The sequence below is a fragment of the Butyrivibrio fibrisolvens genome (assembly GCF_037113525.1).
In the GTDB taxonomy this organism is placed as follows: domain Bacteria; phylum Bacillota; class Clostridia; order Lachnospirales; family Lachnospiraceae; genus Butyrivibrio; species Butyrivibrio fibrisolvens.
Map to the genome: position 1 here is coordinate 2,961,860 of NZ_CP146963.1, position 11,977 is coordinate 2,973,836.

Genomic DNA, 11,977 nt, shown 5'->3' on the forward strand with positions numbered 1-11,977 from the left:
TGATTGATTTTTAAGAGGTAGTTAGAGCGGCCCTTGAAATTAGCAATGTAATCATTGTTTCAATTTCAAGGAGGTTCAAAAATGTCATTTGCTCTACAAGTCAAAGATTCGCTACTTAATATTATTTCTAACATGTCAAAAGATGCAGGAAAGTTTTCTATTAATCCTGACAAGTTTTTTTCTAGAAACAGAAAGCTTGATTTTTCTTCCTTAATTCATCTTATGTTATCAATGGAGGCGGGAACTATTAAAGATGAGCTTCTTAATTATTTTTCATTTCAAGTAAATACACCGACTAACTCTGCATTTATACAACAACGATGTAAATTGTCTACAGATGCTTTACCTTTTTTGTCACATACATTCAATGATTTATACCCATACAAACTTTATAAGGGTAAATATCTTCTTTTAGCTGCCGATGGTTCTTCTTTCACCTTTACCAGAAATCCAAAGGATGAAGAGTCATATTTCCCACCAGATGGTAAAACTACAAATGGTTATAATCAAATACATATAATTCCACTGTTTGAGCTGTTATCAAAACGCTATACCGATTGTATTGTGCAACCAATCAGAAAGAAAAATGAGTTTCAAGCCTTATGTGATCTTATTGATCGCCATCACTATGTCCCTGATCAAAAACCTATATTTATAGCAGATCGAGGATTCCATTCTTTTAATGTATTCGCGCACGCAATTGAACATAATGCATATTTCCTTATTCGTGCCACTGACATAAAGACTCAAAGACTTCTTGGTGCAGATTATATTTTTACTGAAGATGGCTTCGATATTTCTATCAATCGTATACTTACCCGGAGTCAATCTAAAAAGAAACGCCAACATCCAGAATTGTCCGAACAGTACAAATATATATGTCCAGAAGTAAAATTCGATTACATTACTCCAAGCGAGCGGAGTGAGTATCAATTATCTCTCCGTGTTCTCCGATTTAAAATCTCTGAAAATATATATGAAAACATTATTACCAATCTTCCGGTTGATAAGTTCTCAATGGAGGAAATCAAATATCTATACAATCTCAGATGGCCAGTTATGCTGATATCGGCATAACATTCCATATGCCGATATTTTAGAAATGCCGATTCTCAGGCATCCTAAAGTATCATAAATTCATGATTTCCAAAAACTATCGGCATTTCTTACTATAAAGATGTAACAGCATCTCTGTAGAAAGGAGGCCGTCATGACAGACTCACATCCGTTAATAAAAGATTTAACCGACAAACTACTAAAGGAGGTGGTGCAACACGTTCTGGAAGTATCGGTAGAACAGTATCAAATTGTTTGTAACAGCATCTTAAAGTATGCCATAGCTTCAGACACAAATGTCTATTCGTCAGAATTCATTGATGCTTATAAGGAATATCTTGAAAACAGATTCGCTCATGGTGAGGTATGCAAAGAGTATCGACGCTTTCAGCATAGAGTTTTGCGTATGTTGTCCTCATTAGCTGAAACAGGTGCTGTGGATTTTTCAAGCACAGCTTATGCAGTTAAGAAGTATCCGGTTTCCTCTGAAATAGCAGATCTTGTCGAAAAGATCCTTGGAAGTTATCCCATTAGTGACGCTACAAAAAGCGATTTGCGTGCTCCAACAAGACATTTTTTATGGTATGCGTCAGAACAAGGAATGGATCCGGAACACATCGACGATGTGACTGTGATGAAGTTCATTATCAATGAAATTCCTGTTTCTAATAGCGGAAGTACAGGACGTACTCTCAGATGCATAAAGTACTCAACTGAATACCTAAAATCCCACGGGAATCAGCATCTTCATAGGGACTATAGATTACTAAAACTCAGGAATGATCACAGACGCATTATCCCGGCATATACAGAAGAAGAAATATCTGACATTGCTGATGTCGCTAATAGAAATGATATGATAAGCAAGCGGGATCTTGCAATAATACTGCTGGCTTATTGTACCGGATTGCGAGGTTGCGACATAATCAGGATTAAACTTACGGATATAGACTGGCAGAATGATAAACTATCTCTTATTCAATCAAAGAATCACCAGCCTTTGTCTGTGGAGCTTAACGGATCTACGATGAATGCCTTGGCGGATTATATACTAGATTGGCGACCTGAATGCAATGATCATGAGGTGTTTGTAACAGTAAAATCACCTTATAGAAAGCTTTCAAAAGGTTTTGGAAGCATGATTGACAAGTACTGCGAAAGAGCCGGAGTTGAAAAAATATCGCTTAGAGGATTTCACAGCATACGCAGAGCTTTTGAAACCATCATGGTTTCAAGAGGTGTTCCAATCGATATAGCATCTCAGATGATGGGGCATAAATCAATCGTAGAAGACAAACCATATATAACTCATAATAAAAGTCAGATAGCTTTTGTTGCATTTGATTTCATGGATGTTCCTATAACGACCGGATTCTACGCCAAGCATAAAAACAGTTCTTCCTGCAATACCAAAGGAGGTGCTTGATTATGACATTTGAGAAAAGGTTGAATGATGCATTTGAGGAAATGATGTCATATAGGACCTCTGTTGGATATGCTACTGCGACTTATCGCTCTTCCGTTCCGCCATTTATAAGATTCTGCGTTGAAAAATTCCCTAACTCGGAATTAATAACGCCGGAAATGATTGATGAATGGCTGGCATTTTATCCTTACACTATCAATAGTAAAGCGGCATTTATCGCTTTGCTCAGAGAATACACCAGATATCTGAATTTCCTGGGGTATGAGGATTATATTCCCGATGATGGTTACACTGTAAAAAGAATCGCCTATAATCCTTACCTGTTTACTGATGTGGAACTTTCAGGTCTGTTTAATGCAATAGACTCGATACAAGGAGCAACGTGCGGTAAAAGATATCTGCCTGAGATAGTACTTCCTGTATATTCCCGCTTGATTTACTGTTGCGGATTACGTCCACAGGAACCACCTGCAATACGCACCGAAGATATAGACCTTAAAACAGGTGATTTATATATCCGTCAGTCAAAACGGCATAAAGACCGTCATATAATCATGTCTGACGATATGATGAAGCTCTGCAAAAAGTATGACGCATTAGCAGGTAAACGGGAGTGGTTCTTTCAAAAATGGGACGGAAATCCATATGAAACATCATGGTACAACAATGTTTGGCGAAGGATAATTAAAACATGCGGTATACAGTGGAAAGGTAATCCCCGTCCGTATGATCTTAGGCATGCCTTTGCTTCAAGGAATATCCTCAAGTGGATCAATAGTGGAAAAGATGTAATGGAACTTCTTACATATCTTTCAGCTTATATGGGACATTCTGAGCTTACATCTACACTATACTATGTTCATCTGCTTCCTGATAATCTCCGGAAGGCAAAGGGCATCGATTGGGATATACTCTCCAAGATATACGGAGAGGAGGTGTCCTGTGATGAGGATTAGCCCAAAGGATCCGCGACTGGTGTCGCTTATTGGTGAGTTTATAAAAGTTTATCTCACGCGTGTAAGAAACCGAGATGAAGATACTATAGTATCATACAGGTATAGCATAAATCTGTTCATAGAGTATCTTGGAACACAAAAGGGTGTGTCATTGCTTACATTACAGACATCTGATTTTAATCAGGCTAATATCATTGATTTTATGTTATGGCTGAAAACTGAACGAAAAAACGTGGCAACTACTATAAACCACAGACTATCTGATATACGCGGTTTTTGCCATTATCTGCTAAAGAAAAAAGCATTAACCCCTGATGAATTTGAAGAAATCCGAGAAATAAACGATTATGACGATGACCGGATTATAGAATTCACGTGGCTAACAACAGATGAAGTTGCAAGCATCTTAAATTGTGTTGATTCCAACCGCGATGCAGCAAGAGATCACTTCCTTATCTCGCTGCTTTATGAAAGTGGCGCTAGAATCAATGAAGTATTGTCACTTAAACCACATGATATAAAGCCTACATCAAATGGAGAAGCTGATGTACATTTCTATGGCAAAGGTAATAAACACAGGATAACGCCACTATCAAAAGAAATATGGAAGCAATACTGCGGTTATTGTGATCGCTATCATCAGGAGAAAAATGAACAGGATTACTTATTCTATTCTTTCCGAAATGGACGAAGGAACAAAATGTCAAGTGACAATGTGAGCAGAATACTGTCAGAGTGCGAAAATGAACTTCGTAAAAAGAAACCAGATCTTATTCATCTCCATTCACATCTCTTCAGAAGAACAAGAGCTATGCATCTGTATCAGGCAAAAGTACCACTTCCTACTATTTCAGAATGGCTTGGGCATTCAAATGTAGAAACAACGCGCTTTTATGCCAAGGTTACAGAAGAAATGAAACGAGAGGCGCTCCACAAGCTCAGTAATAGTGATAAATCTGTTTTCATTCCACAAAAGTAAAAAAATTTTGAATAAAATAATTAAGTTTTAGACGAAATTCAATAAGTAAAGTTAAAATTTCAAAATCGCGCTTTTTCTCATTTTTAGACATAATTCGTAATGAAAAAGTAAAAAAAACATCCCCGTCTAATGATATTTAGACGGGGGGCTTTTCGTCAGAAGAAATGATGCATCTTCCTACGGTTACCTTTACAATATTTGCATGACTTCATGTGCCTTTTTTCAAACAGGAGCTTTGCCTTCGGACTAAGCTCATATTTCCTACCGCATTCTTTGCACTTCCACCAGACGGTCTTAGGATAGCTTTCAAGTATCTCATCAGGATCAGCGATTAGGTAGTTACTGATATAGTCCCATTCACAAAGGATATTCGGGTGTCTTTTAGCAAGGGAATTGTAGCCTTTTAAAACTTTTCTGCCGTTACAGTAAGGGCAAGCCTTGCATTAAGCGCATGCGGAAAAGCAGGCACCGCGGAAGCCAATTCCGCGGTCACAACTACGGTCACTGACAGTACCGACCAGGTTACCTCCGACGCAGGTTCTGATGATGCTCCGGTCAGATCGTAAATTTCTTTACGAGCTCTTCCAGAGAGTCTGCATCTGCCACATTCTGGCGGATCTGGGTGCGCGCTTCGTCCAGAGCGGATACCGTTTCTGTACTCTTGTCTGCGATCGCCACCACATCTTCTGCCGACTGACGGGCTACGCTGTTGATGGAATCCATGGCCACATTCATGTCATTGGAGGCGATCTTAAAATCATTGATGGAATGGGCAACCGTATCCATGGTGACATTCATGCGGTTTGCCTGATCCTCATAGGCTTCACAGGCGTCCAAAAATTTCTGATAGTCGCTTACTACCTTCTCATCCACAAAGGTTAAAACTTCCTTTAAGCACTTCTGCAGATCCCCCACCGAGTCCTTGACCAGCTGTACTGCCTCGGTAATCCTGGCTACCGAATCCTGGGACTGGGTTGCCAGCTGTCCGATCTCTCCCGCCACTACTGCAAAGCCTTTTCCCACTTCTCCTGCTCTGGCGGCTTCAATAGATGCATTTAAAGACAGCAGATTGGTCTGGGAAGCAATGGCTGTAATGGCCTGGGTCAGGTTGTTGATCTCATCCACGGACCTGGATTTTTCCATGGCAAGATCTGCCGCCTCTTTTACCCTGTTATAGATGCGATTTGTCTCATCTGCATTTTCTTTTGTTTCTCCGGCGATCTGATTAGACTTGGAGCTGATCTCCATTGCCAGGTTCTTGCCGTCTACTGTCTTGCTGTAGATCTCTTCCATCTCGGAATTCATGGTCGTGATCTTGCCCAGCACATCCTCAATGGTAGCAGAGGTTTCTTCCATGCTGGCGGCCAGTTGCTCTGCAGTTGCGGAATTTTCGTCGGTTGCCGTTGCCACCTGATCTGTTCGGGTATGGATCTCCCCCGCACTGGTCTTCATATTTACGGAAACATTGTCCAGTCTGCGGATGATCTCCACCAGGTTGACCCGGAGTTCTTCCACACCTGCGCTGATCAGGCCCACTTCATCCTGTCTGGCACTGAGTGCATCCTGATTCTCTGCCTTACGCAGATCCAGGGTGGACATCACATTGACATTCTCTGTCAGGTCCTTCAGCGGCTTCATCATCTTACGGCCAAAGTAGGAAACAAAGGCAGAATTGATGGCCGCTGCCAGAAGTGTCCCCTTCAAAAAGGTAAGAGCCACCTCCCCCGGTCCGGAAAGATGTCCCGCCACCAGGATACTGGTCACCAATGCTGCGTTACAGACAGACATAACGGCGATCATAATGATCTTAAAGAAGATTGATGATACGTAATTGACTTTTTTCTGATCCATGCTATTTTCCTTTCCATCTGCATAAACAAAGGGCGTCCCTGTGCCTTTTGCCCTTACCACCGTGCATGCTGTGTACTAATATCATTTTAGCATAGATACCATGATATCTCCACAATTCTGTCTGATTGCATCTTCTTCTATTAATGAAGGAAGCATCAGGTTCAGATCCTCATCTTCATATTGTATTTTAGACAAAATAATCGTTGTAATCCGTACATTACACCGTCAAACTTTTAGACATTATTCATCTTATTTTATTTCATTTAATCCCTTATTTTATCTAAAATCAGATATTAGAGAAAATAGCCTTATCCTACATAAAACCTTTGTTTAAGGAAATATATGATTATGTCTAAGAATTATAACTTTCAAGATGACGCGGTGTTTAAATATGCCGATGATGAAGACGTATTAAAACGGCTGTGCGGCTTAAAATAAATGCCGATATTCTATTTCCATGCCTGACAACAGGCTCAGGCATGGGATTTCAAAGTTTTTATTATCGGCATTTCTAAAATATCGGCATATGGAATGTAGAAACTTCATTCCGAGAGCTTAAACATGTGATTGGTGCAGCTAACTTCCATTCAAAAACTCGTAAATATATTGAAATGGAAATCTGGGCACGTCTTATTCTTTACAATTTCTGCTCTATAATTACGGGGCATGTTACAATCATTCAAAAAGGCGGAAAGCACATATATCAAGTCAACTATTCTGTTGCCTACAAAGCATGTCATTATTTCTAAGCTTACATGCTGGAGAAGATCCACCTGATGTAGAAAACCTGATAGGAAAAAATTTGCTTCCTATCAGGCGCGATCGGAAATATGCCCGCCAGCATAGATTCCGAAATCCGTCTAGCTTTACTTATAGATTCAAGTAATAGCTATTATACCAATAATAGAATACTATGTGAGCGGCAGATTTGCATCTGCCTATTTGTCATGCTCAAAAGTCACTTGTGAATTCATATCAGCTTGGAAATAATTTTTAACTATCGATTCCGACCATAATAATGCTAATTATCAGTTCTAGTAATACCATCTATCCTTCTTAACTTACTGACATTGGCTCTGAACTGTAACTATCTATCAATATATCCGGCATTCATTCGAACCGGTTTTCGCATAATAATCCCCCTTTCCTTATCTCAACGACTAATTCAATAACAGATTATTTCAAAGAACAATAATCCATATAAAAAATCAGCCAACACTAAGCCAATCCTATTGCGCACGAAAAAACGCATTTTATGTCTGAACTGGAACTCAGTATAAAAATTATTTTTGTAAAAAATTGGTAGTCGATTATTCAGATCAGAATAACCACAGCTGTGAATTGCTGCAAAAAATACTTTAACAAAAAGAAGAGCAAAAGTAAATACTCAAAAGCATGACTTCTTGAATGTAAATAACAGAAACGCGCATTTACTGCGTGTTTCGTAATTCGATGAATCGGTTGGCAATAGAGCCTTCGACGAAGTCGAACTCAATTGGCTCTATTGCTGCATTCTTGAACTATATGTTCAAGAATGTATCTTTTCAAGTGCCTATAGTACGCCAAAAAAAGGAGCGACCACTTGCCGCTCCTTGAATAATATAAAATCAATAATATTTTCTTACCTGCTCTTTACTTACATTTGCGTAATCTTCATTTTCGATAACCGCATCGTAAAGAGAATCAAAATCTTTAATATATGCCTTTAAACTCTTTACTAAGGCACGTAAACCTTTTTCTAAACCTTTTGTTAATCCTTTATTTTCCATGCTTGTCGCATATGTGCACATCTCCGTCACCTCTTTCTCTATTTCTTTTGTAAGTGGCAACCCATAATCCTTCTCAAGCCCTGCTATTTTTGACTTAGCATCTATCGTCTCATCAAATAATACAGTTAATAGCTTGATAGTGTTATTATCAGTATCTCCAATATCATGATTTTTACTAATGTTGATTATTGTTGTACTAATGATATCATATCTCAGATTGTCTACCTGATCTTTTTCTCAAATCGTCTCCACAAAACATAAATCCAAATTCCTGAAACAATAATATTCATCAGCATAAAAGCTGGACTTTCCTCTACTACTGCCATTCCAGTCCAAAAGGATGGCAAAAAAGCCAGACAATACCTATAAGGCACTGGGATAAAATACGGTGCAATCGCTCCAAGCATTATCAACGAAGACATCTTGGTAAGCGCCATGCCTTCCAGTTTATTGGAAGAAAGCGCAACAACAAGGAGGGTGATGATAATACCTTGCAGTGTTCCTGCTACTGACAGGAATATCATCATGATCGCCTCTATCTCTGAAAGCCTGAAAAAAGGAAGCAGCGCCACTGTTACAATAAATGCCGCGATTCCAGGAATCACAAGGCGGGATGCAAAGTAACCGCTTTTCCCAAGTCCTGTGACAAACAGATACCTGTCGATATGCTCATCATGCTCTTCAAGCATTACCATAGCAGCTACAAAACAGAACATGACCGGAGTAATAGCCGCATAAAAGATATCGAAAAGGCTATAATAGGGCGTCATAACACAAGAAAGCCCTGTTATGCGGATAAGTTCCTTCTCAATTGCAGGAATACCAAAGTGCATCGCTACCCCGATCAAAAATGGCGAAAGACCCGCCGCAAGAAGCATCATGTCCTGCCTGACAAACCTGAGCATATGCATAAAACTAACATTTATAGAACTCAACTTTCTCATATCTTGGCTCCTCCCTGTTCCTGCCACATTTTACGTACACACCTGCATGCGATCACAAACAGAATGCAGATCAGTACTACTGTCATTACCAGTCCTGCCACTGAAACTTCCATGCCGCCTACAAGTTCCATGCAGGCGTTTGCAGGGTATATCCTTCCCTGAGGCGGAGTAATTCCTATAAGATGCAGGATTGCAGGTATAAAGCCAAGGATTTCAACAGGCACAGTATAAAGAATAAACTGGTTAAGGCTCTTTATCTTAGTTGCGACGATCACTCCAAAAAGCGTAAACATTACAGAAGCCAAAAATGTCCCAGCCAACACCGATATAATTGATCCGCAACCTGACGCCTTTGAAAGAATCCCCGCAACAATAATGGCTATAAAGCTTAAAGTCAGCACCTTAGACGTCACATATTCAAAGACCTTAAGAGGCGAAACAGCCAAAAAGGAAGTTACTCTCTGGCTCTTTTCCAAAAGTACAATGGCTCCCATAAAAAACAGTCCCATGGCGGCCGGATCTGAAAAGATCAGCACTGCTGCCGTTATCCGCCTCCAGGAATCTGGAAGTGCGGCCAAAACTATAACGTAGAACAAAGTCAGGAAGGTATACAAAAGGTAAAATCCATATCTTAACTGAAATCTCATATCCCAGAAAAGTAGATTAAATAACCTTCTGCTGCCTTTATTAAACATCCCTGAATTAGAAACTTTAGTGGAAGCTTTCGTATAACTCATACAAGGGTCCTCCCTGTTATCTCCATGAAAATGTCATTAAGTGTAGGCTCGCTGCTATGAATAGAAATTATGCGATTTGAAGCGATAAGTTTCTGGAGCCTTTCATCCGATGCCATCTCATCAAGGACACATTCACCTGTCTGTTCACCATTTTCAATCCATGAATAGGACACCTTCGCCGCACCCTTAGACATTATCAGATTATGTGGTGTATCAAGCGCGTAGATCTTACCTCCCACAATGAACGCCACCCTGTCGCACAGCTCCGTTGCATCCTGCATATTGTGAGTCGTAAGAAGAATTGTCTTCCCCCTTCTCTTCTCCTCCAGGATTATATCCTTCATAAGACGGTTATTCGTAGGATCAAGGCCGCTGGTAGGCTCATCCAGGAAAAGAATCTTGGGATCATGAACAAGAGTTTTGATGAAATTCAAACGGCTTTTCATACCTTTTGAAAAGTCCGATACTCTCTTATCCACATCATTCTCAAGTCCTACCATTGCTAAAAGTTCATCAATGGATCGCCCTGAACCAGTTCCCCTCTTACTTCCAGACGTTTTTCTATAAAGTGATGAAAAGAACTCAAGATTCTCTCTGGCTGACAGCTTTTCATACATAGTGGAGTATTCAAAATCTACACCGATCTGCTGGTAAAAATCAGAGCTACTGGCTCTGCACTCTGTTCCGCATACAACTGCCGAACCGCCATAGCCTGGCAACATTCCAAGAAGTATCTTTTGAAGGGTACTCTTCCCCGCTCCCGAAGGGCCAAGAAATCCGAATATTTCACCTTCAGATACTGAAAAATTCATATCCTCAATGAAGGGCTTTTTGGTGTAACTGAAACTAAGATTTTTAACCTGAATCATATCTGTCTCTCCTTATATCTATTTGACCAATTTGTTTTTTATGGTCAAAATATTAGTAATTGAAAGTCCGGCTCCAGGCCGGACGCTGCCATTCACTATAACATCAGCTCTTCAAAGAATCTGCTGTACCACGCCTTTTATCATAAGCCTCAAGGCTTCATCGTAATGCTTCTCCCCAATATCTGCCTTATGAAGCGTCGCATAATATATCGCATGGAAAGCAGCACTTATAACCTTAGGATCTGCCTTCTTTTTCATCGGGAACATCTCAAACATCTTTTCAATGGTATCGGTGTCATCCTGAAGGTGCGCTTCCACCACTTCTCTTGGAAGCTTTCTCACAAGCAGCTCAACCTCATCCGTATCAAGCAGCTGAAGTATCGGCATCTCCTCTGTCTTTTTAAAAAATCCAAAGATAAGATCTGTCAGAGCATCCGCAGTGAGTTCTTTCCCTGCAAGATGGGAAAGCGCCTTCGCAAGGTCATCGTTGATACTCTCATGCTGCTGTTGAATAACCTCAAACAAGAGCAGTTCTTTGGACTTATAAAAAAGATAAAACGTCCCCTTCGGAATACCCACACGCTTTACAAGCTCATCCACTGTAGTACGACGAACGCCATACTGGGCAAGGCATTTCACAGCCTCCTCCCTAAGGCGGTTCTGGATATATTCTCTTTCCTGATCAGAATAACTCTTAGGCATAAGCTTTATAATCCTTTTTGACTAAATTTATCTTTATAGTCAAAATACACCTCTTTTATTATCTTGTCAAGCGGATACGAGATGTATCTGTTTTATCTCTAACAGATACATCCTGTATCTAGTACATGTCTAGAAATGCATGGATGCATTTCTATGTGCGTAAAAAAAGGAGTGGCCGCTATGGTCACTCCTTCGCTTCTATCTTATTTAGTTAAGTCCGTGAAGCTTGCCAACCTTTTCAAACAGGTCGTTACCGTCAAGATTTAATACTCTGTGGAATGCGCCGAACTCATCGAGTGTAAGCTCATAATCTCCACGATAGAAGTTCTCAACGTTCTCAGGTGTCATGTTTACATCATATTTGGAAAGAACTTCAACTACCTTTTCTGGTGTATCAAGTCCAATGCTGTCGCAATATCCTTTGATAACGATACCAAGATCTCCCATACCGTTAACTTTGGTCTGTGCTACTCTCTGCTCTTTTCTTTCAATTGTTGTCGACATCCTTATTCCCCCTTCTCATCCTTGGAAAAAATAACTCGATAACCCAAAAGATTTTTGAATTATCACCTCAATTTCATGCCCATTATAACTATTAACCGTATAGATTTCCACTCTTAAATAATCGTATTTTTGTAATACATAATGATTATTATGATGTTTTTCATCAAACAGGGACCACTAGTGG

The 11,977-nt window shown here is 39.9% G+C and carries 12 protein-coding genes; 4 read left to right on the plus strand and 8 right to left on the minus strand.

Annotated elements, in window-relative coordinates; translation table 11 throughout:
• The first annotated feature begins 81 nt into the window (after nucleotides 1-81).
• The 4 genes from WAA20_RS12380 to WAA20_RS12395 all read left to right on the plus strand — a co-directional run bounded on the left by WAA20_RS12380 (nucleotide 82) and on the right by WAA20_RS12395 (nucleotide 4,417).
• Entirely contained in the window at nucleotides 82-1,077 is a 996-nt protein-coding gene (locus WAA20_RS12380) for a transposase (protein WP_338801125.1), read from the plus strand.
• Nucleotides 1,078-1,210: 133 nt separating this feature from the next.
• Entirely contained in the window at nucleotides 1,211-2,482 is a 1,272-nt protein-coding gene (locus WAA20_RS12385) for a site-specific integrase (RefSeq protein WP_073390565.1), read from the plus strand.
• Nucleotides 2,483-2,484: 2 nt separating this feature from the next.
• Nucleotides 2,485-3,438, plus strand: a complete 954-nt coding sequence (locus WAA20_RS12390; protein WP_073390564.1) for a tyrosine-type recombinase/integrase — start codon at nucleotides 2,485-2,487, stop codon at nucleotides 3,436-3,438.
• The gene (locus tag WAA20_RS12395; RefSeq protein ID WP_073390562.1) at nucleotides 3,428-4,417 is read left to right on the plus strand and encodes a tyrosine-type recombinase/integrase; all 990 of its coding nucleotides are present in this window, start codon (nucleotides 3,428-3,430) and stop codon (nucleotides 4,415-4,417) included. The genes WAA20_RS12390 and WAA20_RS12395 overlap by 11 nt, the downstream gene beginning before the upstream one ends.
• A gap of 155 nt (nucleotides 4,418-4,572) precedes the next feature.
• Here WAA20_RS12395 and WAA20_RS21070 read toward each other — a convergent pair whose 3' ends face one another.
• The 8 genes from WAA20_RS21070 to WAA20_RS12430 all read right to left on the minus strand — a co-directional run bounded on the left by WAA20_RS21070 (nucleotide 4,573) and on the right by WAA20_RS12430 (nucleotide 11,793).
• Nucleotides 4,573-4,785 carry a zinc-ribbon domain-containing protein gene (locus tag WAA20_RS21070; RefSeq protein WP_073390567.1) on the minus strand — a complete coding sequence of 71 codons (213 nt, stop codon included), beginning with the start codon at nucleotides 4,783-4,785 and terminating at the stop codon, nucleotides 4,573-4,575.
• Nucleotides 4,786-4,972: 187 nt separating this feature from the next.
• Nucleotides 4,973-6,268 carry a methyl-accepting chemotaxis protein gene (locus tag WAA20_RS12400; RefSeq protein ID WP_073390561.1) on the minus strand — a complete coding sequence of 432 codons (1,296 nt, stop codon included), beginning with the start codon at nucleotides 6,266-6,268 and terminating at the stop codon, nucleotides 4,973-4,975.
• A gap of 1,607 nt (nucleotides 6,269-7,875) precedes the next feature.
• Nucleotides 7,876-8,097 carry a hypothetical protein gene (locus tag WAA20_RS12405; RefSeq protein WP_073390048.1) on the minus strand — a complete coding sequence of 74 codons (222 nt, stop codon included), beginning with the start codon at nucleotides 8,095-8,097 and terminating at the stop codon, nucleotides 7,876-7,878.
• A gap of 161 nt (nucleotides 8,098-8,258) precedes the next feature.
• Nucleotides 8,259-8,981, minus strand: a complete 723-nt coding sequence (locus WAA20_RS12410; protein WP_242951233.1) for an ABC transporter permease — start codon at nucleotides 8,979-8,981, stop codon at nucleotides 8,259-8,261.
• Nucleotides 8,978-9,718: an ABC transporter permease gene (locus WAA20_RS12415; RefSeq protein ID WP_242951232.1), complete on the minus strand. Its 741-nt coding sequence runs from the start codon at nucleotides 9,716-9,718 to the stop codon at nucleotides 8,978-8,980. The genes WAA20_RS12410 and WAA20_RS12415 overlap by 4 nt, the downstream gene beginning before the upstream one ends.
• Nucleotides 9,715-10,587 (minus strand): ABC transporter ATP-binding protein, encoded by an 873-nt coding sequence (locus tag WAA20_RS12420; protein ID WP_073390046.1) that lies wholly within the window; start codon nucleotides 10,585-10,587, stop codon nucleotides 9,715-9,717. Before WAA20_RS12420 ends, WAA20_RS12415 begins: the two co-directional genes overlap by 4 nt.
• A 111-nt stretch (nucleotides 10,588-10,698) precedes the next feature.
• Nucleotides 10,699-11,289, minus strand: coding sequence for a TetR/AcrR family transcriptional regulator (locus tag WAA20_RS12425; RefSeq protein ID WP_073390045.1), 591 nt, complete (start codon nucleotides 11,287-11,289; stop codon nucleotides 10,699-10,701).
• Between the two features lie 207 nt (nucleotides 11,290-11,496).
• Nucleotides 11,497-11,793: a hypothetical protein gene (locus tag WAA20_RS12430; RefSeq protein ID WP_073390043.1), complete on the minus strand. Its 297-nt coding sequence runs from the start codon at nucleotides 11,791-11,793 to the stop codon at nucleotides 11,497-11,499.
• Nucleotides 11,794-11,977 lie beyond the last annotated feature (184 nt).

Excerpts from the sequence above, each read along its gene's own strand:
- WAA20_RS12380 (WP_338801125.1), top strand. The coding sequence starts at position 82 with ATGTCATTTGCTCTACAAGTCAAAGATTCGCTACTTAATATTATTTCT.
- WAA20_RS12385 (WP_073390565.1), top strand. The coding sequence starts at position 1,211 with ATGACAGACTCACATCCGTTAATAAAAGATTTAACCGACAAACTACTA.
- WAA20_RS12390 (WP_073390564.1), top strand. The coding sequence starts at position 2,485 with ATGACATTTGAGAAAAGGTTGAATGATGCATTTGAGGAAATGATGTCA.
- WAA20_RS12395 (WP_073390562.1), top strand. The coding sequence starts at position 3,428 with ATGAGGATTAGCCCAAAGGATCCGCGACTGGTGTCGCTTATTGGTGAG.
- WAA20_RS12400 (WP_073390561.1), bottom strand. The coding sequence starts at position 6,268 with ATGGATCAGAAAAAAGTCAATTACGTATCATCAATCTTCTTTAAGATC.
- WAA20_RS12410 (WP_242951233.1), bottom strand. The coding sequence starts at position 8,981 with ATGAGAAAGTTGAGTTCTATAAATGTTAGTTTTATGCATATGCTCAGG.
- WAA20_RS12415 (WP_242951232.1), bottom strand. The coding sequence starts at position 9,718 with ATGAGTTATACGAAAGCTTCCACTAAAGTTTCTAATTCAGGGATGTTT.
- WAA20_RS12420 (WP_073390046.1), bottom strand. The coding sequence starts at position 10,587 with ATGATTCAGGTTAAAAATCTTAGTTTCAGTTACACCAAAAAGCCCTTC.
- WAA20_RS12425 (WP_073390045.1), bottom strand. The coding sequence starts at position 11,289 with ATGCCTAAGAGTTATTCTGATCAGGAAAGAGAATATATCCAGAACCGC.
- WAA20_RS12430 (WP_073390043.1), bottom strand. The coding sequence starts at position 11,793 with ATGTCGACAACAATTGAAAGAAAAGAGCAGAGAGTAGCACAGACCAAA.